Annotated in this window: 24 protein-coding genes; 17 read left to right on the top strand and 7 right to left on the bottom strand. The window is 51.5% G+C overall.

Annotation, left to right across the window (positions count from 1 at the left end):
* Positions 1-153: 153 nt before the first annotated feature.
* Both A9165_RS11760 and A9165_RS11765 read left to right on the top strand, forming a co-directional pair.
* On the top strand, positions 154-1,188 hold the full coding sequence (locus A9165_RS11760) for a sodium-dependent bicarbonate transport family permease (protein WP_057787021.1): 1,035 nt from the start codon (positions 154-156) through the stop codon (positions 1,186-1,188).
* Between the two features lie 16 nt (positions 1,189-1,204).
* On the top strand, positions 1,205-1,519 hold the full coding sequence (locus tag A9165_RS11765; protein ID WP_057787023.1) for a DUF3240 family protein: 315 nt from the start codon (positions 1,205-1,207) through the stop codon (positions 1,517-1,519).
* Positions 1,520-1,840: 321 nt separating this feature from the next.
* Here the strand turns inward: A9165_RS11765 and A9165_RS11770 are convergent, their stop codons facing one another.
* From A9165_RS11770 to A9165_RS11780, 3 genes are read right to left on the bottom strand one after another with little or no spacing between them, the layout of a single operon-like run.
* Positions 1,841-2,845: a cytochrome d ubiquinol oxidase subunit II gene (locus A9165_RS11770; RefSeq protein ID WP_008606588.1), complete on the bottom strand. Its 1,005-nt coding sequence runs from the start codon at positions 2,843-2,845 to the stop codon at positions 1,841-1,843.
* Positions 2,842-4,215, bottom strand: a complete 1,374-nt coding sequence (locus A9165_RS11775; protein ID WP_008606589.1) for a cytochrome ubiquinol oxidase subunit I — start codon at positions 4,213-4,215, stop codon at positions 2,842-2,844. Before A9165_RS11775 ends, A9165_RS11770 begins: the two co-directional genes overlap by 4 nt.
* A 40-nt stretch (positions 4,216-4,255) precedes the next feature.
* The gene (locus A9165_RS11780) at positions 4,256-4,819 is read right to left on the bottom strand and encodes a GbsR/MarR family transcriptional regulator (protein WP_039924842.1); all 564 of its coding nucleotides are present in this window, start codon (positions 4,817-4,819) and stop codon (positions 4,256-4,258) included.
* Between the two features lie 270 nt (positions 4,820-5,089).
* Here A9165_RS11780 and A9165_RS11785 point away from each other — a divergent pair, with 270 nt between their 5' ends.
* The 8 genes from A9165_RS11785 to A9165_RS11820 all read left to right on the top strand — a co-directional run bounded on the left by A9165_RS11785 (position 5,090) and on the right by A9165_RS11820 (position 13,091).
* A complete protein-coding gene (locus tag A9165_RS11785; protein WP_057787027.1) occupies positions 5,090-6,709 on the top strand; it encodes a methyl-accepting chemotaxis protein in 1,620 nt (539 codons plus the stop codon).
* Between the two features lie 126 nt (positions 6,710-6,835).
* Positions 6,836-8,062, top strand: a complete 1,227-nt coding sequence (locus tag A9165_RS11790) for an adenosine deaminase family protein (RefSeq protein ID WP_065956041.1) — start codon at positions 6,836-6,838, stop codon at positions 8,060-8,062.
* Positions 8,063-8,420: 358 nt separating this feature from the next.
* Positions 8,421-8,609: a hypothetical protein gene (locus A9165_RS11795; RefSeq protein ID WP_008606601.1), complete on the top strand. Its 189-nt coding sequence runs from the start codon at positions 8,421-8,423 to the stop codon at positions 8,607-8,609.
* 156 nt (positions 8,610-8,765) lie between these two features.
* The gene (locus A9165_RS11800; RefSeq protein WP_065956021.1) at positions 8,766-10,187 is read left to right on the top strand and encodes a sensor histidine kinase KdpD; all 1,422 of its coding nucleotides are present in this window, start codon (positions 8,766-8,768) and stop codon (positions 10,185-10,187) included.
* Positions 10,184-10,792: a hypothetical protein gene (locus tag A9165_RS11805; protein ID WP_065956022.1), complete on the top strand. Its 609-nt coding sequence runs from the start codon at positions 10,184-10,186 to the stop codon at positions 10,790-10,792. The genes A9165_RS11800 and A9165_RS11805 overlap by 4 nt, the downstream gene beginning before the upstream one ends.
* Positions 10,779-12,128 carry a sigma 54-interacting transcriptional regulator gene (locus tag A9165_RS11810; protein ID WP_008606606.1) on the top strand — a complete coding sequence of 450 codons (1,350 nt, stop codon included), beginning with the start codon at positions 10,779-10,781 and terminating at the stop codon, positions 12,126-12,128. Before A9165_RS11805 ends, A9165_RS11810 begins: the two co-directional genes overlap by 14 nt.
* Positions 12,129-12,152: 24 nt before the next feature.
* Positions 12,153-12,509, top strand: coding sequence for a DUF2288 family protein (locus A9165_RS11815; protein ID WP_008606608.1), 357 nt, complete (start codon positions 12,153-12,155; stop codon positions 12,507-12,509).
* 24 nt (positions 12,510-12,533) lie between these two features.
* On the top strand, positions 12,534-13,091 hold the full coding sequence (locus tag A9165_RS11820; protein WP_008950338.1) for an acyl-CoA thioesterase: 558 nt from the start codon (positions 12,534-12,536) through the stop codon (positions 13,089-13,091).
* A gap of 62 nt (positions 13,092-13,153) precedes the next feature.
* On the opposite strand, the gene ggt is transcribed toward A9165_RS11820, so the two are convergent.
* Both ggt and A9165_RS11830 read right to left on the bottom strand, forming a co-directional pair.
* Positions 13,154-14,878, bottom strand: a complete 1,725-nt coding sequence (ggt, locus tag A9165_RS11825; protein WP_065956023.1) for a gamma-glutamyltransferase — start codon at positions 14,876-14,878, stop codon at positions 13,154-13,156.
* A 74-nt stretch (positions 14,879-14,952) separates the two neighbouring features.
* Positions 14,953-15,354 carry a thioesterase family protein gene (locus A9165_RS11830; RefSeq protein WP_008606612.1) on the bottom strand — a complete coding sequence of 134 codons (402 nt, stop codon included), beginning with the start codon at positions 15,352-15,354 and terminating at the stop codon, positions 14,953-14,955.
* 15 nt (positions 15,355-15,369) lie between these two features.
* Between A9165_RS11830 and A9165_RS11835 the strand changes: the two genes are divergently transcribed.
* The 6 genes from A9165_RS11835 (at position 15,370) to A9165_RS11860 (ending at position 22,840) form a co-directional block, all read left to right on the top strand.
* Complete coding sequence (locus A9165_RS11835; protein WP_065956024.1) at positions 15,370-16,074, top strand: 2OG-Fe(II) oxygenase; 705 nt, start codon at positions 15,370-15,372, stop codon at positions 16,072-16,074.
* Between the two features lie 112 nt (positions 16,075-16,186).
* Positions 16,187-18,262 (top strand): TonB-dependent receptor domain-containing protein, encoded by a 2,076-nt coding sequence (locus A9165_RS11840; RefSeq protein WP_065956025.1) that lies wholly within the window; start codon positions 16,187-16,189, stop codon positions 18,260-18,262.
* A 189-nt stretch (positions 18,263-18,451) separates the two neighbouring features.
* Positions 18,452-20,884 (top strand): TonB-dependent receptor domain-containing protein, encoded by a 2,433-nt coding sequence (locus tag A9165_RS11845; RefSeq protein WP_065956026.1) that lies wholly within the window; start codon positions 18,452-18,454, stop codon positions 20,882-20,884.
* The gene (locus tag A9165_RS11850) at positions 20,871-21,497 is read left to right on the top strand and encodes a PepSY-associated TM helix domain-containing protein (protein ID WP_065956027.1); all 627 of its coding nucleotides are present in this window, start codon (positions 20,871-20,873) and stop codon (positions 21,495-21,497) included. Before A9165_RS11845 ends, A9165_RS11850 begins: the two co-directional genes overlap by 14 nt.
* 26 nt (positions 21,498-21,523) lie before the next feature.
* A complete protein-coding gene (locus tag A9165_RS11855; RefSeq protein WP_065956028.1) occupies positions 21,524-22,015 on the top strand; it encodes a DUF2271 domain-containing protein in 492 nt (163 codons plus the stop codon).
* A gap of 27 nt (positions 22,016-22,042) precedes the next feature.
* On the top strand, positions 22,043-22,840 hold the full coding sequence (locus tag A9165_RS11860) for a DUF4198 domain-containing protein (protein WP_065956029.1): 798 nt from the start codon (positions 22,043-22,045) through the stop codon (positions 22,838-22,840).
* Between the two features lie 48 nt (positions 22,841-22,888).
* Here A9165_RS11860 and A9165_RS11865 read toward each other — a convergent pair whose 3' ends face one another.
* Positions 22,889-23,362: a GNAT family N-acetyltransferase gene (locus A9165_RS11865; protein ID WP_218060738.1), complete on the bottom strand. Its 474-nt coding sequence runs from the start codon at positions 23,360-23,362 to the stop codon at positions 22,889-22,891.
* A gap of 167 nt (positions 23,363-23,529) precedes the next feature.
* On the opposite strand from A9165_RS11865, the gene A9165_RS11870 reads away from it, so the two are divergent.
* The gene (locus tag A9165_RS11870; RefSeq protein WP_065956030.1) at positions 23,530-25,512 is read left to right on the top strand and encodes a PhoX family phosphatase; all 1,983 of its coding nucleotides are present in this window, start codon (positions 23,530-23,532) and stop codon (positions 25,510-25,512) included.
* Here the strand turns inward: A9165_RS11870 and A9165_RS11875 are convergent.
* Positions 25,509-26,396, bottom strand: coding sequence for a DMT family transporter (locus A9165_RS11875; RefSeq protein WP_065956043.1), 888 nt, complete (start codon positions 26,394-26,396; stop codon positions 25,509-25,511). The genes A9165_RS11870 and A9165_RS11875 overlap by 4 nt on opposite strands.
* Between the last annotated feature and the right edge of the window lie 76 nt (positions 26,397-26,472).

The raw sequence follows: 26,472 nt of genomic DNA on the forward strand, positions 1-26,472 counted from the left end.
GGGGATTTGTGTATAAGAGACAGGTTTTATACTGGGGTTTTTTACAGTAAGAATTAACATGGGAGTGAGCAAAATCAGTTAGTATCCTGCTGTTCAGTTTGCCACAGTATCGATTAGCCTCTATGCTGGCGCGTAGAGTAGTTTGAGGTGAAAATGGATATATTACTAACAGTCGCGGATTATTTTATCGTTGGTCTACAAAAACCAACTTTGGCATTTCTACTTGGCGGTATGTTGATTGCGGCACTCGGAAGTCGCCTCACCATTCCAGAGCCTGTCTACAAATTTATTGTTATCGTCTTGCTGCTAAAAATTGGTTTACAAGGCGGCATGGAAATCCGTAATGCTAACCTTGCTGCACTGCTACTTCCTGCCTTTTTTGCCGTCATAGCTGGTGTGTTAATTGTGCTGTTAGGTAAATACACCTTAGCAAAATTACCTGGTGTGAAAGAAACTGATGCCTTAGCCACGGCCGGCTTGTTTGGTGCGGTTTCAGCCTCTACCTTTGCCGCTGCGATGCTGCATTTAGATGATATTGGTATGGAGTACGAAGCCTGGGTATCGGCACTCTACCCCTTTATGGACATACCAGCCCTAATACTGGCAATAGTGTTAGGCCGCTTAGCCAGTGATCGGCAGCAAGCGATGGCCGAGGCTACGGCGGATAAACCCCAAAAATCAGTGCGTAAGCCTATCTCAATTAAAGAAATTATTATCGATAGCTTACAAGGTTCAGCGCTTACTGCGTTATTATTAGGGTTGTTAATTGGCTTATTCGCCAAACCGGAACCGGTATATGCTTCTTTTTATGAACCAGTATTCCGCGGTTTCTTATCAATTCTAATGCTCATTATGGGTATTGAAGCATGGCAGCGTTTAAGTGAACTACGCAGAGTGGCGCATTGGTACGTCGTCTATGCGATTGCAGCGCCAATTGCGCATGGTGCTATTGGCTTTGGCTTGGGCTATTTAGCGCATCATCTAACTGGGTTTAGTGCAGGCGGGACCGTACTATTAGCGGTGATGGCAGCGTCAAGTTCGGATATTTCAGGCCCTCCGACACTCAGGGCGGGTATACCCAAGGCAAATCCTTCCGCTTATATTGGTTCCTCAACCAGTATTGGTACCCCGATTGCGATTGCCGTCTGTATTCCATTATTCACCGAATTAGCGAAAGTCGTGTTTTAAGGCGCGGGAGTCCATTATGAAATATCAGGCTTATCAAATTAATATTATTGCGGAAAAGGTGCTGGAAGAAGATCTCATCGCGTTATTAGAAGAGGCTGGCGCCAAGGGTTACAGTATTTTCGAAGCGGGCGGCAATAGCTCTTTACACCTGCACCCAGCGCAGCATGCTTCAATTATCGATGCCTTACATCTGATGAAAATTGAGGTCATTGTGAAAGATCAGCAAAAAGCTGAACAGATTGCTGAGCAGATCACTCAGGAGTTTTTTGACACCCAGCCTGGCATTGTTAGCCTCAGCGAAGTGTGGATTTTCAGACCGCAAAAGTTTTAGGTAACTTAGCTGGCTATATTTAAAAGTCGATTATTCCTAAATTGGCTTATCGTAAGCTTTGCTGCTGTGGCCAGGGTTATTCTGGTATTTCAGCTGTTGCTCCTTTCTGGTACAACACTGCTATCGCCCTGAGATATGACGATTGTGGGGCGTAGGCTCCATTCTGTGAAGAGGTGGCGCAGTCGCCTAAACGTGTTTTAAACATTGACAGCAGCCCTCAAAAATGGAGGGCTGCTGTGTTTATGGTGATCACCAACTTTTCCTATTTTGGGTTTAAGCCATTAGCCTTACAAAAAATGGCTTAGCGCTCTCATTGTCTTATTAGTAATACTTCAAACCATCTGCCTTACCGCGAAACGCATAATAGGCAACCGCGGTATAGGCGGCGATAATCGGAATAACCACAACAGCGCCGAAGAAAATAATGGTCAGGGACTCTTTGGAGCTGGCCGCTTCATACAGTGTCATCTGGTTCGGCACCACAAAGGGGTAGAAGCTTAGTGCTAAGCCGACAAAGCTGCAGACAAAGATCACTTTACAGATAAAGAACGGCAGCCAGGCGCCGCGATCATCGGGCAGCGGTAGCCGCTTTAAAGCCAGATAACCCAGCGCAAACATCGCAAAACACAGCAGCGGAATGGCGGCAAATAAATAAGCCAGTGGTGGCTCGGTCCAAACCTGATATACATTGGCATTTACCAGCGGATTGATAGCGCTGACTGCCAGAATACCGGCCAGCGTCCAAACCCCGGCCAATTTACACTGCCGGATAGCATGGCGCTGTAAATCGCCACTGGTTTTGCCTATCAGCCAGGCATTGCCAATCATCGCATAGGCGGCGGTAACGCAGAGGCCGCTAAAGCTGGCAAACACGACACTGCCAACGCTGTATTCCAGCCCCATAACATAGATACCCAGCATAAAGCCCTGGCTAAAGGTTGCCAGCAAGGAGCCAAATTTAAAGGTCCAGTCCCAGCGGATTTTCCGCTCCGGTTTTACTTTGGCGCGAAAATCAAAGGCGACACCGCGTAAGATCAAGCCAATCAGCAACAAGGCGGCGGGCAAATACAGCGCATGCAGAATCGCACTGTGCGCCGCCGGAAAAGCCACCAGCAGCAAGCCGACGGCCAGCACCAGCCAGGTTTCATTGGCATCCCAGAACGGACCAATAGAGGCAATGGCGGTATCGCGCCAGGCTTCTTGCTGCATCGGCAGCGTTATGCCCACGCCCAAGTCATAACCATCCAGGATGGCATACAGCAGTACCGCCAGTGCTGTCAGGCCGGCGAACACCAGTGCCAGATTTTCTGCAGTCAGGAAATTCATGCTTCGACTCCTTCATTGGCGAGTTTGGCTTTCTGTTCCGGTAGGCCTGGCAGCGACAGGTCATATTCCTCAACCTCAATCGCCCGTTTTGCCAGCCAGAATAAGGTTTTAACATAGGCCAGCAGTAACACCACATACAGCGCCAGATACATGATTAGCGTTAAGGCAACCTGCTCACTGGCCACAGTGGTCACGGCGTCACTGGTTTTTAGCACACCATATACCAGGTATGGCTGGCGGCCGATTTCGGTCACATACCAACCGGCCAGGGTGGCGATCCAACCGGAGAACGACATGCCGATTAATACCTTATATTGCAGCGGTGATAATTCGCCTTTTCGGTACAACCGCAGGCTACACCACCAGGCAACGGCCAGCATTAATACACCGATACCCACCATCACCCGGAAACTGTAGAACACCGGCGCCACCGGTGGGTGTGCGTCCGGAAATTCGTTAATGCCTTTCAGCTCACCGTTTAAATCGTGAGTCAGAATTAAACTGGCCAGTTTTGGAATCTCAAGTGCAAAGCGGTTAGTTTGAGTTTCAGCATCAGGGATCGCAAACAGCACCAGTGGCGCGCCTTGCTGGGTATGCCAGATCCCCTCCATGGCCGCGATCTTTTGCGGCTGATGTTGCAGCGTATTTAAACCATGCAGGTCACCAACAAAGGCTTGGGTCGGTGCCAGCACAGCAGCGGTGAACAGGGCGGTTTTTAGTGTCAGGCGCGGTGCTTTTTTATTATCACCGCGATATAACCGGTAGGCAGAAATGCCCGCTACCAAAAAGCAGACCGTCAGTGCCGACGCCAGCAGCATATGGGTAAAACGATACGGGAAGGAGGGGTTAAAAATTATCGCCAGCCAGTCAGTGGCATGCGCTACGCCATCACGCATTTCAAAGCCAACCGGAGTTTGCATCCAGGAATTGAGCACCAGGATCCAAAATGCCGACAGCGTAGTACCTATTGCCACCAGTAAGGTGGCCAGCGTATGCAGCCAGCGCGGTACCTTGTTAAAACCAAACAGCATAATGCCGAGCATGGTTGCTTCGAGGAAAAAGGCGGTCAGGATTTCGTAGGCCAGTAACGGGCCGGCAATATTGCCTACTGTCTCCATAAAACCCGGCCAGTTGGTGCCGAACTGGAACGACATAGTAATGCCACTGACTACACCCAGTGCAAAGGTCAGTGCAAAGACTTTGACCCAAAAGCGGTAGGCGCGCATCCACACCGGGTGCTGTGACAGGTCAAAGCGGATTTTAAAGTACACCAGCAACCAGCCCAGGGCGATGGTAATGGTTGGGAACAGGATATGAAAACTGATATTGGCCGCAAACTGAATGCGTGACAGCAACAGGGTGTCTAACATGGCAACCTCACTACAACAGAACAACAGGTGGCAAAAACAGCTAGGCTTGTTTTGCCGGATCTTTTTTACCTAAAAACTTATCGGTAAATTCCAGTACCTTGCCAACGCCGGAGCCTAACTTCATTAAGGTATTCAGCTTCTCCGGCGACAAGGATTGCAGGCTTTGCGTCCATTCAGTAATGTTCTCCAGCAGATCGTGAATTTCGGCGATGCGCTTTTGGGCAAAGGCTTCTTCCGGATTAGCCGCTTCGTCCATCATAATGTCACGCAGTAAGCTAAGCGTCGGGTCCATTTCCCGTTTGCGCCGCTCTTCAAACACCCGGTTGGCCATATCCCAGATACTACCGCGGCTATGATAAAACTCGCGCCGCTCGCCGGGTTTATGGCTAACCTGCACCAGCTGCCAGCTACCCAACTCTTTTAACCCCATACTGACATTGCCGCGCGAAATCCCCAGCAGCTCACCAATTTCATTGGCACAGAGCGGTTGCTCGCTAATCACCAGCAGGGCGTAAATTTGGCCAACGGTACGGTTAAAGCCCCAACGGCTGCCCATTTCGCCAAAGTGGTAAACAAAGGATTCAATCATTGGAGTCATTTGCATATGCGCATCCCGTTACTGAACTTTCAGAAATTTCTGAAATAATAATACGCTTGTTGCTTGATCCAGATCAACATAATTTGCAGGTATGGCTGCGAACTAATTAAAAGAATTTAGTGGGCGTTGAGCGCACGATTCAGAAAAAAAGTTGGGCTTTTCTATCGACAGGACTGTTAAGGCTTGATAGAACTGCTAAAGTAGTGAAACTCACCCGCGAAACATTCATTACGGATCAAGTTAGTTACGCCGTTAACTTAATGCAAGGTTTAACCTATGTTTAGAACAATATCCATTCAAAAACGTTTACTGGCAGCCTTTGGCGCTCTGGCTTTTATGCTGGCCGCGCTGGGTCTTTATAACCTGAATACCATGTCGCAAATTCGTGAACGGGCGAATTTGGTTGAAACTAATACTTTACCTTCACTAATGAGCCTGGCGGACTTAAATCTGAACGTCACCCTTCTGCGGGCCTTAACCTTACGCTTGATGTTAACTACCGACATTACGCAGGAAGGCGCCACACTGAACGAAGTAGAGCAATTACGAGCAGAGGTGCGGCGTAATGAGCAGGCATTTTCTGCTAACATATATCTGGATGAAGAGAGGGAAGTTTTTGCTGATTTCGAAAAAAGATTACAGCAATATTTGCAGTTACAGCAAGAAGCGATCGAGTTTCTGAAGCAGGACGAGACCGGTATGGCGCTGGATTTGCTGCAGCAAATTAACCCGATTACGGCACAGATGACAACGGATTTACTCGATCTCACCCGTATCAAACAGCAAGCTGCTAACACCGCGCGAACCGAGTCAGTCAGTGCTTATCAGGCCGCCCGTATTATTGTTATTGTACTAATAGTGTTAGCGGTGGCGATTGCTATAGTGATTGCACTGGTTATTTCGCGCAGCATTAATGCACCGCTGGAGCAAGCGGTTGAGTCTGCCCGGCAAATTGCTGAAGGTGATTTGACGCAGCGTATCAATAAAGACGGTGACGATGAGTTAACCCGCCTGGCTGAAGCCTTACAACAAATGCAGCAAAAACTGCGTGATGCCATTGGCCATATCGCCAGCTCAGCCAGTCAGCTGGCCTCTGCTGCGGAAGAACTCAATGCCGTTACCGATGAGTCAGCGCGCGCCATTCAGCAACAAAATGACGAAGTACAACAAGCCGCGACGGCTATCACTGAGATGAGCTCAGCCGTTGATGAAGTGGCGGCAACGGCGATGCAAACCTCAGATGCGTCTGCACAATCGGCCAACTTGGCCAAAGATGGTAGCCAGAAGGTTACCCAGACCCGTGCTGTTATCGGCAAGATGAATACCGAGGTTCAGCAAAGCGTCACCGTGATTAATGTGCTGGCAGAAAAAGTCTCGTCAATTAACCAGGTGCTGGAAGTGATTCGCAGTGTGGCCGAGCAAACCAACCTGCTGGCGCTGAATGCGGCGATCGAAGCAGCCCGCGCCGGTGATGCCGGCCGCGGTTTTGCCGTCGTCGCCGACGAAGTGCGTAGTTTGGCGCACCGCACCCAAACCTCCACCGGTGAAATTGAACAAATGATCCAACAAGTGCAAGGTTCGGTACGTGAAGCGGTAAATGCCATGGGGCTAATTAGCCAAAACGCTGGTGATGCCCAAAATGTGGCTGAAGAAGCTGCCGCAGCCCTGGGGCAGATCGCGACCAATATTACCAGTATCAGCGATCAGAACCATGTGATTGCCAGTGCTGCTGAAGAGCAATCGAAAGTGGCACGGGAAATTGACCGTAATATTATTACTATCAGCGACCTGGCGAACCAGACCTCGGCAGGTTCGCAGCAAACCTCTGCCAGCGCAACAGAATTGTCGCGATTAGCAATTCAACTTAATGAGCTGGTAAACCGCTTTAAGGTTTAATTCATGTAAAGCAACAGGGCGCTATCGGCGCCCTGTTGCTTTTAGAGCTTATGCAATTTTTCGTTACCATTCCTTTGTGGCAAGCTGATTGTGATATTCTTTCAGCTAGTTAACAGAGGAATGATTATGCCACGCTACTCCGCCGACTTTATTAAGATGATGCCCAAGTCCGATTTACATTTGCATTTGGACGGCAGTTTACGGTTAGACAGTCTTATCGACATGGCCAAACGCAGCCAGGTCACTTTACCTTCTGAGACGGTAGCTGGCTTAAAAGAGCTGGTGTTCAAAGAGCGCTATCAGAATCTGGGTGAGTATCTGCATTGCTTCCAATATACCTGTGCCGTGTTACGCGACCCGGAAAACCTGCAGCAGGCCGCTTACGAGCTGGCACTGGATAATCAGGCCGAAGGCGTCAATTATATTGAAGTGCGTTTCGCCCCGCAGTTGTTGATTGATCTGACGCGCGGTATTGATTTTGACCAGATTATGCATGCAGTGAATAACGGGCTAAAGCAGGCGATGCAGGAGTATAACGCCACTGAAGCGGTGCTAAGCGGTCAGAAGCCGCCGTTCTACTATGGCATTATTAACTGTGCGATGCGAATGTTTGGTAACAAAGGTTTCTCACCCTATTACACCAACCTGTTTCAATTAATGCGTGATTTTGCGCCAATGGATGTGATTAAGCTGGCGGCGATGGAGCTGGTGCGTGCCAGTGTCCGGCTGCGTGATGAAGAAGGCATGCCGATTGTTGGTCTGGATTTAGCCGGGCAGGAAGCAGGCTATCCGGCCGGTAAATTTAAAGAAGTATACGAATACGCTCACCAGCACTTTTTGCTAAAAACCCTGCATGCCGGTGAAGCCTACGGTGCCGAGAGTGTGTTTGAAGCCATTACCGAGTGCTATGCAGATCGTCTGGGGCATGGCTACTCAATGTTTATACCGGAGATGATTCAGGATCCGGCTATTTCCGATAAAACAAAATATATCAATAACCTGGCTTCTTATATCGCCGATAAGCGTATTGCGATTGAAGTCTGTTTAACCAGCAACCTGCAAACCAACCCGGCGATTACCGATATCCGCCAGCATAAGTTTAAAGATATGCTGGAGCATCGTATTGCTACAGTCATTTGTACCGATAACCGCCTGGTATCGAATACCACAGTCAGTAAGGAATACCAGCTGGCGCTGGATAACTTCGACGTGCCGTTAAAACGGTTAAAAGATATGGTGGCCTATGGCTTTAAGAAAAGCTTTTTCCCAGGCAGCTATGTCGAGAAACGTCAGTATGCTAAACAGTGCCTGGAGTATTTTGACCGTGTTGCCCAGCGCTATGGCTTTATTTAATTGAAATCAAAAGCTTACTGTTAGCTGGCCTTTATTTGGCTGCTAGCTATTTCTGCTGTCTGAGGTAGTGTCGCTTTTTGCATACAGTTTAAGTTGTTGATTTTAAATGGAAATTTTTTTACCCCGTTTTAAGTGTCGCTAATTAGCAACAGTTAGCGACACCCCTATCCGCATTACCCTGTCAGAAATCACCTAAGTTTTTGAATCTAAATTGAAATTAAATGTTGGCACGCAGCATGCATTAACTATGGTAACGCTGCAGGGGAATAGCGTAAAAGCAATGCAGTATTACTTTTACGCGATTCTCCTGAGACAGCAAAGTTGCTCCACTGCGGGAGCCCATAGCCGGAGAAGTACCATGGATATGTTCTTAAGTTTTATCACGCTGTTTTTAGTTGCCAATATGGCTATCGTTTTTACCTTACTGCGTCGGGTTGACCTGAATAATGCCAGCGTCCAGGCCTGGGAACAGCAGCAACTGGCGCATTCAACTCAGGCTACGCAAGCAGTTTATGCTCAGGGCATGAACACCGAGTTAGCCCAGTAACCTATCCCATAGATCAGCTGTTGAGCTGAATCTGCCTTGGCCAGTCTTAGTACTGGCCTTTTTTTTGCCCGTAGCAGCTAATTTATACGGCTAACGGCAATACAAGGCCCTGAATTTTCAGTAAACTAAAGTCAGAATTCTCTGAGGGTGGAGCCCATGCGCTTTTCCATTCAAACGGCGTCATTGCGACAGTTAGTACTGCTAAGCTTTTTTCTGGCCCTGATCCCAGTCGGAGTTTTATTGTGGCAGAGTAATAAATCCCTAAGTGGTGTCAGTAATTATGCCATTACCTCGGCCGAGCAGGCAGTGTCGACAGTGCGCCAGGCAGAAAGTATGCAAAGCCTGGTAGTCGATATCGAGCGGGCTGTGCGCCAGTATGCGGTGGTGCGCACTGAGGCGCTGCAGCGGCTGGCTTTAAACCATATCGACAATCAGCTACAGCTGTTAGCTCAGCTCTGTCGCAGTTTACCCGAATTGGCGTTATGTCAGAGTCAGCGCGATGCTTTGCAAAGCCTCAGATTAAAGTTTATTGAACCGACCAGCGAAGTGCCAGAAGCCTTACTGCTGCAAGTGCGTACCCAGCAACAGCAAATCACCAAAGAAATCTGGGACCTGTTAGAGCGGCAACTGGAGAATCAGCAACAGCAGGTCGCGAAAACCCAGCAACAGCTGGCCTGGGAAACCTTTGCTCTGGTGTTACTCACCTTACTCTTGGTGTTATGGGCCTCGGGCCGGATCACGGCGCCGGTACAGAAGCTGGACCGGATGATCCGGGCCATTGCGCAGCCCAAGCATCAGTTTCCGGATGAAAAACTTCGCGGGCCGCGGGAACTGGCCGAGCTTGGTGAGCAATTACGCTGGCTGAGTTCGCGCCTGCAGCAATTAGAAGCCTTACGGCTGGTGTTGCTGCGCCATGCCTCACACGAGCTAAAAACGCCACTTTCCAGCATTCGCGAAGGCTGCGCCCTGTTAACCGAGCAGTTGGTTGGTCCGCTTAATGCGCAGCAGCAGGAGGTCGTTAGCCTGCTAAATGGCAGTGCCGATCGGCTCAGCGTGTTAACCGATCAGCTCCTTGACTATAACCGCCTGCTACAACAAGCCCAGCCGAATTGGAGCCAGGTGGTGCCACAGCAACTGATGCAGGAGTGTTTTAGTGACCATGCGTTATCGCTACAGCAACGCCAGCAACAGGTGAAGCTTGATTGTCAGCTCAGTTCACTTTGTACTGATGCCACCTTGTTTCGGCGCATTCTGGATAATCTGATTAATAACGCCCAGGCCTATGGCGCCGAAGGCAGTCCGGTTTGGGTGAAATTATACCGGCAGGACGAATCCGTGGTATTGGAGGTGGCGAATAATGGCACCCCGATCCCAGTGGCACTGCGTGAGAAATTATTTGAACCTTTCCAGCGGGGCACGACCCCACGTTTTGATGCAGTGCAGGGTTCGGGGCTGGGGCTGTCGATAGTAGCAGACTGCGCCCGCTTGCTTGGCGGGCATGCGGATATTGTTGACGTCGTCTATGCCGATGTCTGTATCCGGGTCAGGTTGCCGCTTTCAGGAGAAAAAATGGTATGAAAAATTTAGTCTGGGTAGCGTCACTGGCGCTGTTATCAGCCTGTCAGGTTACGCCGCCGCCGGCACCGCCGCCAGCCGAGCCGCAGCTTGAAGTGATGCCGGAGCAGCCAGAGCCAGCGCCGCAGGAAGAGCCGCAGTTGCTTGATCTGCTAAAATTTACCGATGAGCCGGCAACGCTGCAAGCCTGGCTGGATTATAAACAAAGCATTCTGGCTGAGCCGGAGGCTGAGCGCCAACGTTTACTGCAACTGACGGAACCGGACGAGGTGGCGCAATTCCAGTTCGCACTGTTGTCGCTGCACCCGGATATGCCCTATGTCAGCCGCTTTAAGGTACAAACGCAATTGGCTGAGATGCTGCTGAGTTTCCCGCCGCGTCTGGCTGCGATCTTTAGCTGGGAGCTAACCTATAATCAGAAGTTATTGGAAGCTGAATCGGCAGTCAGTGCCGTTACCCGTTTAAATGCCCAGCAACTGGACCAGTTAGAGCGGCTGCAAAAAACCAACCGGGAATTGCAGAAGAAAATTGATGCTCTGACCCAAATCGAGGCCGAGTTAAACCAGCAACCGGTGGAAAATAACGGAGGCAATAATGGCCCGGGATAACCCTCGCTTATTGTTGGTCGATGATGATCCGAGTTTACTGCGGCTGTTAACCCTGCGTCTGGAAGGCGAAGGCTATCAGGTGATTAACGCCGACAGCGCTGAAACGGCGCTGACGCTGCTGGCGAAGCAGAGTGTCGACGTAGTGTTAAGTGATCTGCGGATGCCTGGACTGGATGGTATGAGCCTGTTTGATGAAATTGCTAAACGCTACAAAGGCGTACCGGTGATCCTGATGACGGCGCATGGCTCTATTCCGGAGGCGGTCGCTGCCACGCAGCGCGGCGTGTTTGGCTTCCTGACCAAGCCTCTGAACCCGGCTGAGCTGCGCGAAGTATTACAACGCGCGTTGAATCAATCCTTACCGGAGCAGGAGCAATGGCGTGAGGCCATTATTACCCGCAGCCCGCTGATGCAAAATGTGCTGGAGCAGGCGTACCGGGTGGCGCAGCGGGATGTCAGCGTACTGATCACCGGTGCCAGTGGTACCGGTAAGGAATTGCTGGCCAAAGCCATCCACAATGCCAGCCCGCGGGCCGCTAAGCCTTTTGTCGCGATTAACTGCGGCGCCTTACCTGAGCATTTGCTGGAGTCTGAGCTGTTTGGCCACAGTAAAGGGGCCTTTACCGGCGCGGTCACTGAGCATGCTGGTTTATTCCGCGAAGCCGACGGTGGTACCCTGTTTTTGGATGAAATTGGCGATATGCCAGTGGCCTTGCAGGTAAAGTTACTGCGTGCCTTGCAGGAGCGCCAGATCAGGCCGGTAGGCAGTGCTAAAACGATCCCGATCAATGTGCGGGTGCTGTCTGCCACGCACCGCGATTTACAACAGGCGATGGCCGACGGCAGTTTCCGCGAAGATCTGTACTATCGGTTAAATGTGGTGAACCTGCCACTGCCGACGTTAGAGCAACGGGCAGAAGATATCCCGCTGTTAGCCCGCCACGTTTTGCAGCAAAGTGCCGAGCGGCATCATGTAAAGGTAACCCGCTTCTCCGATGACGCCCTGCAGCTGCTGGCTACCGCAAAATGGCCGGGTAATGTGCGGCAACTGGTCAATGTGATTGAACAGTGTGTCGCCTTAACCCAGAGCCCGGTGATTTCAGCGTCCTTAGTGGAGCAGGCGTTATCACAGAATAGCAGTTACTGGCCGACGCTAATCGAAGCGCGTGACCAGTTTGAACGCCAGTATCTGATCCGGGTATTGCAAATGACCGAAGGCAATGTCACCCGGGCCGCCGAACTGGCGGGTCGTAATCGTACCGATTTTTATAAGTTGCTGAAGAAACATGAACTCAGTGCCCAGCAGGTCGCCGAACAGGGTGATGAGCTGGAATAGGGCACTGCGAAGGAAGAAACAAAGATGAATAAACCCACTCCGTCTGATGCCTGGCTGGCCGAAGAAGCAGAAAACCCGGCGCTGGTCCGGGCGAAAATTGTTAGTGAAACAGCGCGGATCAGCTGGCTGGAGCTGCAAAAGTTTTATGCCGCTGGCAGTGTGATTAGCGTCGCAGCCGAGCTGGATTTAATTGACGTGGCCTTTGCATTTAGCCGCGATGATAAGCAGCAGGTTGCGCAGTGGCTGCAAAGTGCTCAGGTGGTTCGTACCAGCGAGGAGCAAGCGCAGCAGTGGTATCAGCAACAGGCTGAACTGTGGGCCGTGGTCATTTCACCCTGGGTTCTGGTGCAGGATAAGCCATTACCGCAACAGTTAAATTAACCCCTACCTGCGCAGGAGCCTGTTATGAGCCTGGACTATAAAACCGTTGCCTGTTCTCACATTACGCTGTCGCAGTTGATGTTACCCTCCCACTCCAACTTTAGCGGTAAGATCCACGGTGGCTATCTGCTATCGCTGATGGACCAGATCGCCTTTGCCTGTGGCTCTAAATTTAGTGGTAAATACTGTGTCACGGCGTCGGTGGACCGGGTAGATTTTCTCAGTCCGATCGAAGTCGGGGAGTTGGTGACACTGAATGCTTCGGTGAACTATGTCGGTACCAGCTCAATGGTGGTCGGGATCCGGGTTGAAGCGCAGAATATTCAAACCGGCCAGATAAAGCATTGTAACTCGTCGTACTTTACGATGATTGCCAAGGACGCGGATACCGGCAAGCCGGTGGCGGTGCCACGCTTGATCCTGCGTAGCAAGGAAGAAGTGATGCGCTACCTGAAAGCGGCCGAGCGCATTGAACTGCGCAAGCAAAAGCCGGCATCGGCGGAACCCTTTGCCGGCTGTCTGGAGCAGGCAGTCTGCGAAATCCGCCAACATCATGATGCCAGAGTAGAATTGGTGATTTAACCTATAAAAAAGGGCGGCCATGAGCCGCCCTGATTTGCAGAAAACCACAGCAGGTGCCGGCGTTAGTAACCCGCGGCCTGACCATCTTTACGGGATTCGGAGGCGCCGATCCAAACACCATTGACATGGTCTTTCATAATCGCCTGATAGCCACCATAGCCACCTAAGCCATAACGCACATCATGACCACGCTTTTGCAGCTCGCGTACCGTTTCAAACGGGATGCCGCGCTCAACCTCAATATAGCCACCGTTTTTCAGATAGGCATCCTGGCCGTCCGTAGGTTCAGTGCTGCCCAGATGCTGCCAACGGGCGGCATCACCGGCTTCCTGCAGGTTCATACCAAAATCCACCATATTGACCAGAATTTGCACATGGCCCTGCGGCTGCATGGCGCCGCCCATTACGCCATAGCTGATCAGCGGCTTGCCGTCCTTGGTCACAAAGGCCGGAATAATGGTATTAAAGGCACGCTTACCAGGCTCATAGACGTTGGCGTGATTTTTATCCATCGAGAACAACTGGCCACGATCCTGGAACACAAAGCCTAAGCCCGGCACCACCACGCCAGAGCCCATGCCACGGTAGTTGCTCTGAATTAATGACACCATATTGCCGTCTTTATCGGCGGTGGTCATATAGATGGTATCGCCTTCATACAGATGCGGGTTGCCGGCATCGACGCGCTGGGCGGCACGTTGGCTAATCAGCTTGGCGCGCTCGCGGCCGTATTCCTCAGAAATCAGTTTGCTGATTGGTGTTTTGTAAAAGTCCATATCGGCATAAAACTTGGCGCGATCTTCAAAGGCCAGTTTTTTTGCTTCTACCATCAGGTGGATGCTTTCCGGGCTGTTAAAACCGAGGGCGGCCAGATCAAAGTTCTTGAGTATTTGCAGCATTTGTAAGGCAGCAATACCCTGGCCGTTTGGCGGCAACTCCCAAAGGGTATAGCCTTTATAGTCGACGCCCACCGGCTCTACCCAGTCCGAACGGTGATTGGCAAAGTCGGCAAAGCGCAGATAGCCACCGTTTTCAGTCATAAATTTATCGATTTTGCGGGTAATTTCGCCCCGGTAAAAAGCATCACGACCGTCTTTGGCGACGGTGCGTAGCGTGTACGCCAGGCCCGGGTTCTTAAAAATCTGGCCCTTAGCTGGCGCCTTACCATTAATGGTAAAGCTGCCTTTAAAATCGCCGGGTTGTGGGCTTAACACTGGCACACTGCGATCCCAATAGTAGGCGATTAGTTCAGTAACCGGGAAACCTTTTTCGGCGTAATCGATAGTGGGTTGTAGCAGCTGTGGCATTGGCAGCTTACCGAATTTCTGGTGCATTTCAAACCAGCCATCGATAGTACCGGGCACGCTAATTGGCAGCATGCCATGGGGTGGTAAATCGCTGCGGCCCAGTTTATCCAGCTCGGCCTTTAAGGTGTCATAACTTAATCCCAGCGGCGAGCGGCCAGAGGCATTTAGCCCATAGAGCTTGCCGGTTTTGGCATCCCAGATCATGGCGTAGAGATCACCACCAATGCCATTACCGGTCGGCTCCATTAAACCCAGGGCCGCATTGGCGGCAATGGCGGCATCAATTGCGTTGCCGCCTTGTTTCATAATATCCAATGCAATCTGGGTTGCCAGTGGGTGGCTGGTGGCCGCCATAGCTTCTGTTGCGATCACTTCGGAGCGGCTGGCAAAGTCTTTACCGGTAATGCGATCGAAAGCCTGTACCAGCGGCGAGGCGGTGATACCAAGCCCCAGCGCCAGCGTTAACAGTGTTTGCTGCATAAATTTTATCCCCTGTGGTTTTGGTTAAACTTAAGCAGTTGTTAATACGCATACCAGCGGCTTTCGCTCAGTGGTTAGTTTTCGGCGTTAAGCGGGTGGGCACTTAGCTGTTGGCGTTCCTGTTCGGTTAACAACGCCGCCTGTTGCTGTTGATAATCAAATTTCACCATGGCGGCAGTGCCCGATACCGTTTTCTGGCCGTTTTGCCAGGCTTCCTGATACACCTTAAACGAGCGATTACCCACTTCACTGATCCAGGTTCGAATTTCTACCGGCTGGCCATAATGGGTCTGGGCATGGTAATTCAGTTGAATACCGGCAATAATCAAAGCCCATTTTTTAACGTCCAGATCTGGGGTAAAGATTCGGAACACCGGCTGGCGGGCGCTTTCAAACCAGACGGCAAACACCGTGTTATTAATATGCCCTAAGGCATCAGTATCAGAAAAACGGGGCTGGATAACCTCGGTAAACATCAGTAGGACCTTGTAATGACCAATTTTATTGAAGTGTATGATAATGCGTTAAGCCCGGCACTTTGCCAACAGCTGATTAGCACCTTTGAGCAAAGCCCGCATACGCAAACCGGCCGTACCGGCGCAGGCGTTGATACCAGCAAAAAAATCAGTACCGATCTGTATCTGAATGAGCATGCTGAGTACCAGGCGTTATTACAGCAGATTATTCAGGTTACCACCCACTATGCACATCAGTATTTTCAGAAGTACCATTTTGCCTTGATTGCGCCTGTGGGCATCACCACCCAGGATCCGGTCAGTGGCGCCCCCTTGCCGGTCACCCATGAAAATTTCAGCCAGTTTAGTGAGCAACAAACCTTTGATTTTATGCGTACCCTGTACCGGCTGGGGCCTATTCAGGCGCAAAAATATGCCGCCGGTAAGGGCAACTACAACTACTGGCATTGCGAGGTTTACCCCCAGCTGCCGGACAATGAACCGTTGCACCGTAGCTTGCTGTTTATGTTCTATCTGAATGATGTAGCCGAAGGCGGCGAGACCGAGTTTTATTATCAGCAGCAGCGTATTCAACCGAAAGCTGGCCGCATGGTAATAGCGCCGGCCTATTTTACCCACACTCATCGCGGCTGCATCCCGGTATCCGGTGACAAGTACATACTGACCAGTTGGATTTTACTGCAACGGGCCGAAACCCTGTACGGGCTACCCACAAAGTAATAGTGACAGTAAAACAATCATAAAGCCAAATGATAACAATTGCTGTTTGAGTTTTTAATTGCTAAGATGCGCGGCAATTTCAAACAGCATTAATTTATCCAGGTGAGGTTTTATGTTGTCGACTAAGCGTCAGCCCGTGGCTTTAGCCGTGGCGTTATCTCTAGGTGCAGTAAATATGACTGCGGTTGCAGAAGAAGTTGCCGCAGAAAGTAGTGCAGAAAAAGTGATGCCCTCTATTGAGGTAATCCGGGTCAAAGGCGATCAGCAACTGCACCGTTTTGATGAAACCGGGTCAGTGATCCTTATCGACCGTGCCCAGATTGAGCAGGTGCAGCCGCTGTCTACAGAGGATGTGTTGCGCCGGGTACCTGGTATCAATATCAAAGGCGAAGAAGAGACCTCTATCGTATCTAATTTCGGCATTCGTGGTTTGTCTGCCAGTGAATCAAAATCCTTGTTACTGGAAGATGGCGTGCCGGTAGCCCCGGGCTTATTTATCGGTAATGACCGTTATTTTAATACCCGTATTCAGCGGGTTGAGTCGGTTGAAGTGTTAAAAGGTTCGGCCTCTTTACGTTACGGCCCTTCCACTATCGGTGGCGTAGTTAACTATATCACCAAAACTCCTACTGATGGCGTACAGCTGTCTGCCCGCGCCGGTTCTTTCAATCTACGTGAGATGACACTGGAAGCCGGTGCTAAAAACCAGGCCGAAGATGCCTTCTTAGGCGTGGTGGCCACTAAAGCCAAGAGCGATGGCTTTATGGACAAGGGTTACGATATGTCCGATGTGATGGTTAAAGCCGGTTTAGCCATTAGCGATAAGCAAAAAGTCGGGATTAAATTTGCCTATCATGAAAATGAGGCCAATATTTCCTATCGTGGACTTTTGCTGCAGCAATACCTGAATGGTGAGCGTAACAACCCGGCACCGGATGACTGGTATCTGACCGATCGCACGGCTTTTGACCTGAACCATGAATATGTATTTGATAATAATGCCAAATTAAACACCTTGGTTTACTGGAGTAATACGACCCGCGATTACTGGCGTTATGACGCCAATACTGCCGCCTCGAATACCGCAGGGCGTTGGGTTTACACCAATACCTTAACCGGCAATAATCGTAGCTTTGAGCGCCTGGGGATTGAAAGCCGGTTAAGCTTTGATCAGCAGTTATTTGGCTATGCCGCTGCGACGGAGTTTGGTCTGCGCCTGATGGAAGAAGAATCGAATGATACCCGGATCCGGGCGACCCGTGCGGCTGATCGCTCAGGTAACAATGACCGTCATATTATTGATTCTGCTAACAGTGTCGCCGGCTATGCGCAAAGCCGTATTCAGCTGACTGATGATTTTGCCGTTACCCCAGGTTTACGGGTTGAGTCTTATGAGCAAAAACGTACCATCCTGACGCAGAATGGCGATAGTGCTAAGACCTCCAACACCGAATTGCTACCAGGCGTAGGCGCAACCTATGAGTTAACAGCAAATGCGCAATTATACGGTGGTGTCTATCGTGCTTTCTCGCCAGCATCAAATGGTGTAGCACTGGATGGTTTAACCGATCAGCAGTTAGATGGTGAACGTTCAGTTAACTATGAGCTGGGTTTACGTGGCACAGTGGGTGCGGCTAACTACGAAGTATCGGCTTTCTATATGGACTTTGCCAATCAGGTCGTTACCGGCAACAGTGATCCCAACCTGTCCCAATCCAATGCCGGTAAAACCGAGCATACCGGTATGGAGTTTCTGTTTGGTTATAATCTGGGCGCCGGCTTCCGCTTAGATACCAATGCGACCTGGGTGCCGACTTCTGAGTTTAAAACGGGTGTCAATGCCGGTAACCGTCTGCCGTATGCCCCCAAGGTACTGGCCAATGTGGCCTTAAGCTACAGCGCTGATGCCTTTAGCGTTGCTCTGACCGCACACCACCGTGGTGAACAGTTCGGCGATCCAAGCAACCGCATCGATATTCCGGCTAACGCTGCTGGCGGCATCTGGGGTGGCTTATTACCGGCTTACACTGTCTATGATTTACTGGCGCAATATACTGCTTTTGAAGGCTTTACTGTTTATGGCTCAGTAAAGAATCTGACCGATAAGCAGTATATCGCAGGTCTGCGTCAGGGGATCTATGTTGGTCCTGAGCGCGCCTTTGAAGCCGGTTTCCGTTACCGCTTCTAAAGCTAAACATTGGTATGACTAAGCCCGCTTTGTGCGGGCTTTTTTATTGAACCACTATTGCTGTTTAGCCAGCTTAAAAAAGTTCCCTAAATCACAACAATTCTCACTATCGATATTGATCTTAATAATGATAATGGTTATCATTTGCGCCATCTTTTAGGGCGGGAAGCCATTACAGGAGTTAGGTTAATGTTGTTTGCTGATAAGTCACTGCTTCGTCAAAGTGCTTTGGCGCTGGCTATCGCCAGTGCGCTGAGTAGTCCAGTTACCCAAGCGGAAGAGGCGGCCGGTAGCCATATAGAGGTGATCGTGGTAACAGCCTCGGGTTACGAACAGAAACTAGTGGATGCACCGGCCAGTATTTCGGTGATTACTCAGCAAGATTTACGGGCAAGGCCCTATACCACACTGTTAGATTCGGTAAGAGATCTGGAAGGTGTCGATATTGGTGAAACGCGCGATAAAACCGGACAGGGTACCATTAGCCTGCGCGGTATGGGCGCGGATTACACCCTGATCCTGGTTGACGGTAAGCGGCAGAATAACCATGGTGATATCTATCCTAATGCCTTTGCTGGCAATCAGTTTGGCCATATTCCACCGCTGGATGCCATTGAGCGGATTGAGGTGATCCGCGGCCCGGCGTCAACCCTGTATGGCGCCGATGCGCTGGGCGGCGTGATCAATATTATTACCAAAAAGGTCACCGAAAACTGGAGCGGCTCTGTGACCCATAGCCGTTCAAAACAAAGCGACAGTGCTTACGGCGATGATATTACCACCGACTTTAACGTGATGGGCCCGCTGATCCCCGGTGTATTGGGCATGGCAGTACGCGGCAGCGTCTATAATCGTCTAAGTTCGACGCCAGAGTATGCGCCTGTCGTTTATCCGAATGGTGAAACCCGCACCCGCTCGCTGGGCTTTGGTGGTGGTGGCAAAACCGTGGATAACGAAAACCGGGTACTGGGCGGGCGTTTAAGCTGGACGCCGACTGCGCAGCAAACGATTTGGTTTGATATCGAGTCTTCAACGCAGGACTATGATAATACGCCCTTTATTAATGCTAATGGCGTGCGCGAATTTCCGCTCGGTACAGTAGATAATATCAATACCATCTGGGCGGCTGGCTTTTTCTGTAAAAACGGCGTTGGTAGTCGTGAAGCGGCTTGTGTACAAAGTGGCGGCACCTGGGCGCGGCGCGCTAACCCTCAGGTCGGCTACAGTGAAACCCAGGAGTTTACCCGTGATACCTGGTCGCTGACTCATGAAGGCAAATGGGACCAGCTCAACAGCTTTATCTCTCTCTCTTATGTCGATACTAATAACAACGGTCGAACTCTGCCTTTTAGTGTGGCAGAGCGGGCGTTGCTGCTGCAAATGATTGATGGCACGGGGTCTTACACTGGTTTAACCGAAGCGCAGCGTAAAGCATTGGCGGAAGCGACCTTCCTGCCGCGACCGAAGCGGGTAATGAACAGTAACCAGTATACCCTGGATCTGAAAGTCGATTTCCCATTTGAAGCCGCCGGACGGCATACCATGGTTATGGGCGCGCAGCTGATCCGCGGTGAACTGGAGGATGGCGTTTTTGGGATTGAAAGCGGTACTCCGGGGGCAGTACAGAAACATAATATGTGGTCCCTATTTGCTGAAGATACCTGGGATCTGACCGGCGCTTTCTCGCTAACTGCTGGCCTGCGGCATGATGATCATCAAATCTTTGGTAATCAGTTAAGTCCGAGAGTCTATGGTGTTTATACGCTAAGCGATGCCTGGACCATTAAAGGTGGCGTCAGTACCGGCTTTAAAACACCTAAAACTACTCAGTTGTATGATGGCGTAGTCGGTTTCGGCGGTCAGGGCACCTCGCCGATGTTTGGTAACCCGGATTTAAAACCGGAAACCAGTGTATCGACCGAGCTGGCGGTGTATTGGAGTCATCCAAACGGGCATAACGTTAACGCCACAGTGTTTAAAAACGATTTTGATGACAAGCTCGCATCCCAGCCTTGCGGTGCGGGTACGAGTATTGTCTGTACTGAAACCGGTGAATTTGCCGAACTGGGTTATGCCACCAGCAGTAAGACCGTCAATATTGACAAGGTCACTATTCAGGGCGCTGAGCTGGCGGGCCGGGTCGAGTTGCTGGCACAACTGGCGCTGCGTGCAAACTATACCTATACCGATAGCGAACAGAAAAGCGGTGCGTTAAAAGGCCGTCCGCTGGGTAATACCGCCAAACATATGGCTAACCTGACATTAAGCTGGCAGGCCAGCGATATGTTAAATCTGTTCTTAACCTCTGAGTACCGCGACCGGCGCTACCGCTCCTGGGATACCGTGAACAACGAAGCGCTGTACTTTAAAGGCTATAACGTGCTGCATCTGGGTGCGGCTTATCAGGCCAGCGATGCGGTGAGTTTTAATTTCCGCATCAATAACCTGCTGGATAAAGACTTTACCTCATACAACATTGTGTTTACTGAGTGTAATGATACCGCCGCCAGCTGTGTTCGCGATAGCAGTGGCCAGAACGGTTACAGTGCCGCCTTTGTTGATGATTTCAACAACAAGGACAAAAGTCGCAATTACTGGGTAGGGATGAATGTCCGCTTCTAATCGTAAGAAGCCGGCAGCAGCCATGGCGCGCCTGATGCGCGCCCTACACACCTACAGTGCAATGTGGGTGTTGTTGTTACTGCTGTTTTTCTCTGTTACCGGCATCACCCTTAACCATCCGGACTGGCAAAGCAAATGGGGAGCGCGACAGCAGTTGCAGCAGTTGCCCCTGCCTGAACCTCTGCAGCATTGGCCACTTACCACGCAGCAGCAGGAATATGCAACAACGCTGGTGGACTGGTTGAAACGCACTCATGGCGTCGCTGGCATCAGCTGGCAAGCCCGTTTTGACAGCGATGAACAAACCCTGGAGCTGAGCTTTAAACGACCAGCGGGTTTTGCCGTAGCCCTGGTGGACTTTTCTGCCGCAGAAATAGAGCTGGAACAACAGTTTAACGGCTATCTGGCGTTGGCAAATGACCTGCACAAAGGGCGGGATAGCGGTGCCCTGTGGAAAGCCCTGATTGACATTACCGCTATCGCCTGCCTGTTGTTTGCGCTGACTGGTTTTTATCTGCTGCTGAAAATGCCATCGAAAAAGCAGTTAGGTAACGCCCTGGCTGTGCTTGGCGGCGTGATGGCCGTGCTGGCGTATCTGCTGGCCTTTCACTAAAGCCGATCATTAACAAGGAGAACATTGTGAGAAAACCGCTATTTGCCCTGGCATTGCTGCTCGGCCTGGGCAGCCAGCCGCTGTCGGCGGCCGAGGCCGACATTGTGCTGACGATCCCCGAGATTGCTACGGCGCAGTACTACCGGCCTTATGTCGCTGTCTGGGTGGAAGACGCCCAGCAGCAACCGGTAAAACTGATTGCCCTGTGGCGTAAGGAGCCTGACTGGCTAAAAGATATCCGCCGCTTCTGGCGCAAAATCGGCCGTAGTGATACTGCGCTGGTTGATGCGATGACCGGTGCCACCCGCACCCCCGGTCAGTACCGGTTAAGCTGGGACGGCACCGATGATCAGGGGCAGGCGCTGGCCCCTGGTGCTTATACGCTCTATGTTGAAGCCTCGCGGGAGCAGGGCGGGCGTAGCCTGCAAAAAATTGATTTTCAGTTAAATGGTCAACCACAACAACTGAATGCGGCGGCGGCTGAAGAGCTGGGACCGTTGACGCTGACGCTTAAATAAGTGACTAAACAGAAGAAGGATATACCGATGAAGAACTTACTTACTGCTGCCATGCTGGCACTTTTTAGCCAGGCGAGTCTGGCCCATACCCTGTGGGTGATGCCAAGTCATTTTGTGTTATCAGGCGAAGACACCTGGATTTCGGTCGATGTGTCTGCCGCCAATATGACCTTTGTCGCCGATAAAGGGGTATCGCCTGACAATCTGAGCCTGGTGTTTCCTGATGGCAGCCGGCATAAGTTTAGTCAGAGTTATCAGGGCAAACGCAAATCCCAGGCCGACCATCAGCTGGTGCAGGAAGGCACTTACCTGATTGAAAATGGTGGCCCGGCGCGCTACTTCACTATGTTTGAGGTGAACGGCGAGCGTAAGCGCATTATGGCGGATAAGCGGGCGGCGGCTAAAGAGCTACCGGCTGGCGCGACTAAGGTGACGACCAGCCGGGGGCAGAGTAAAGCCCTGGCGGTGGTGACGGTAAAGGCACCGAATCGCACTGCGCTGGACCCGAAAGGGGATGGCTTTGAACTGAACTTTATTACCCATCCGGCGGATTATGTGGCAGAGGATAAGATTGAATGGCAACTGCTAATGGACGGCAAACCCGCTGCCGGTGTTAAGGTAGAGCTTTCTCAGCAGGATGAGTTATACCGTAATGCGGCCGGGCGGCAGATGCTGGAAACGGATGCGGCGGGCAAACTGGCTTTTACCCCGACGCAAGCCGGTCGTTACCTGATCGAGGCCAGCTATCAGTCAGCAGAAAAGACTGAACTGGCAGATCAGATCCGGGCGACACTGACCCTGACTTTTGAAGTCGGCTTACCTTAACGTGGGGTTGCGGTGACGGCTGTCTGTGCAGACTGCCGTCGTCGCACTTTATGCTGTCGCAGTCTGCTGAAAGTACTTAATCATCTGTAAATGAGGAATATCGTCTTCCAGGTAAGGCTCACTGGCGGCACGGAAACCGAGATCTTCATAAAACCGCTGCAAATAACACTGGGCTGAAATATAAATATCCGTTGCCGGCCACAGTTCATTGGCCACAGCCAGCGTACGCTCTACTAACACCCTGCCAAGCCCCAGGCGGCGTGCCGTTTGTGACACACAAACCCGGCCAATGCCCGGGTAGCCGGCAAAGCTGACGTTGGGGGCCAGTACCCTGGCGTAAGCAATCACCTTGTCGCCTTTCCTCAGCAGCACGTGGCGACTTTGCGGCTCTAAATCCTTTTCATCTAATTCCGGATAGGGACAGTTTTGTTCGACGACAAATACATCCACCCGCAATTGCAAAAGGGAGTACAGGGTTCGCGTGTCCAGCTCGTCGAAGGTCAACACCTGCCATTGCATCATTTGGGTTCCTCTGGTTTACTCTTTTTTACTATAGCAAAGCAGACTAGCCGGCGACCAGCCCGCTGTGCTGCGAAATAGCCCGAGCATAGCCTTGGTCGTCACAAATTTGCAATCAACTGCTGGCATATTACGACTATTTTCCCGAATGATAATGATGGCGAACGTGAATGACTAAATCTCAGCAAGTAAACTACGATATTTCTGGCGTTGAGCCACAGGCAAACTTTTCTGATAACCCCAGTTTTCAGCAGGTTGTCGCGCAGCGGTTAGATCGGCGCCAGTTTTTGCGCGGTGCCATGGCACTGGCGGTCGGCAGTTTTATTGGTACTAGCCTGGTAGGTTGCGATACTAAGGTTAGCGCCGTTAGTTCGGCAGTCAAACAGGGTTTAATGGGCTTTGAGGCTGTGGCGGTAAACCGTTTTGACAGTGTCACTGTGCCAACGGGTTACACTGCTAAGCCATTTTTACCCTGGGGCACACCGCTGCTGGACGGCGCGGCGCCCTATAAAGCGGATGGCACTAATACCGCCGCCGATCAGGAAAAACAAATTGGCTCGCACCATGATGGCATGCACTTCTTCCCGATTGATTTAAAGGATGGTGGCACGGACTCGGGTGAAGGTTTACTGGTAATGAACCACGAATACTGTGATCCGATGATCCTGCATGCCTTTGGTGGTGCCGGCTTACCGCGGCAGGCGGAAGAGGTGCATAAGGAGCTGGCAGCACACGGCGTTAGTGTGGCGCATATCAAACGGGATGACAGTGGTCAGTGGCAACTGGTTAGCGGCAGTCAGTACAATCGTCGGATCACTGGCATGACACCGATGCAGCTGACCGGCCCGGTGCGCGGTCACGCCAAGGTTCGCACTCAGTACAGCCCGGATGGCACCGCCACCCGCGGCACGCTGAATAATTGTTCGCATGGTGTCACCCCCTGGGGCACCTATCTAACCTGCGAAGAGAACTGGGCGTTGCTGTTTGTAAACCGCGACCAACGGATGCCGCGTGAGCATCGCCGTTATAGCGTGTCAGATTTTAATAGCATTATGCATTGGGAAACGGCAGCCAGGCAGGATCAGGTGCTGGCGCGTTTTGATGCATCAGCAGTTGCCGAAACTGCGGAGCAGGATTTCCGGCATGAGCCCAACACCTTTGGCTGGATTGTTGAGATTGACCCCTTTAACCCGGGCAGCGTGCCGGTTAAGCACACCGCCATGGGGCGCTTTGCCCATGAAGGCGTAATTTTCGCCAAAGCAGAAGCCGGCAAGCCGCTGGTCGCCTATTCCGGCGACGACTCACGTTTTGAGTATATCTATAAATTTGTATCAAAAGAGCTCTATGATCCGGCAACGGCCGGTCCGCATCTGTTGGATAGCGGCACCCTCTATGTCGCCCGCTTTAATGACGATGGCAGTGGCGATTGGCTGCCACTGGACCTGGCAGATGCCGGCTTTCGGGCTAAGGCCGAGGCGGCCAAGGTCGAGTTCAGTGATCAGGCTGATGTGCTGTTAAATACCCGGTTAGCGGCTGATATCGCCGGTGCTACCAAAATGGACCGTCCGGAATGGGGCGCGGTACACCCACAAACCGGTGAAGTGTATTTTACGCTGACCAATAATGATCAACGGCATAGCTCACAGCTCAACGCCGCCAATCCGCGAGCCAGCAACAGCCAGGGCCATATTATTCGTTGGCGTGAGCAGGCGCAGCAGCGCTTTAGCTGGGATATCTTTATGTTAAGTGGCGACGTCTATACCTACACGCCGCAGCACCAATTTATGCTGACCGCTGAGAATCACCATGCCTCGCCGGACGGGCTTTGGTTTGACCCTAATGGCTTATTGTGGATCCAGACCGATATGTCCGGAGGCCAGTTAAGAGAGGGGGCCTTTGGTAACAACCAGATGCTGGTCGCCGATGTGGCAACACATCAACTGAAACGCTTCCTGGTCGGGCCGGTGGGCTGCGAAATCACCGGCGTGGTGATGACGCCGGACTGCCGTACTATGTTTGTCAATATTCAGCATCCGGGGGAGGGATCTGGCCCGTACAGCTTTAGCAGCACCTGGCCGGATCGCGGTACCCGTAGGCCACGCTCGGCAACGGTAATTATTACCAAGGATGATGGCGGTATCATCGGTAGTTAACGGATCAATAAGGCGATACCTGCCACGGTTAGCACGGCGCCTGCCCAGGCGCCCCAGGCTGGCCGGCGGCGGTATACCAACCATAACATAGGTAGAATCAACACCGGACTAACAGAGGAAAACAGCGCCACCATACCGGCGTCACCACTCTTTAGCGCCTGCAAAATTAACGTCATGCCCAGCACCATCGACAGACTGGCGTTAATAAACACATAGCCGAAGATTTTCGGTGTCAGGGGTAAATAGCTTTTCGCAATACGCCAACCCAGTAACCAAATCAGCAGGTGCAATGCAAAGCCGGTGCTCATCCGCACGGCAGAACCGGCTATTGCATCCAGGCCCTCTACCATCAGCGGTTTCAGCATCAGGGTTGAGACGGCCTGACACAGTGCCGATAACAATGCCAGCGCTATGCCAATCTTCAGCCCTTGCTGGCTGCTTTCCCACTGATGTTGCTCCTCTTTGCGCTTACCAAAGGCGATAGCAATCATCACACCGCCGACTAACAGGCTGCCGCCAACCAGGGTCAGTCCCCACAGGGTTTCTCCCAAAAAAAAGTACGCCAGCAGCACCGAGAACAGCGCATGGGTTGCGAACAACACACCGGCCCGGCGCGGACCCAGACGATTCATCGCGGCAAAGAGGGCAGTATCACCAATAAAGATCCCGATAGCACCGGATAGGATCAGCAGCAAAACCTGCGCTGAGGCCAAGGTCTGCCAACTACCACTGAGCAAGCTAAGTAGCCATAACAGCGACATAGCAATCAGCATCCGATAGCGGGTAAAGGCAAAGGCACCTAAATGGGTAGCGGCCTGCGCCGACAATAAACTGCCAAAGGCCCAGCAGGCAGCTGCCAGCAGCGCCAGATATTCGTATGACAAAAGGGCCACTCACTTAGCCGAAAAGGCCCTTATTATACCGCCAGCCGGTAGTTTAGCGTGCGGGCTTTAAGAACAT

The organism is Alishewanella sp. HH-ZS, from assembly GCF_001704375.1.
Taxonomy (GTDB): Bacteria; Pseudomonadota; Gammaproteobacteria; order Enterobacterales; family Alteromonadaceae; genus Alishewanella; species Alishewanella aestuarii.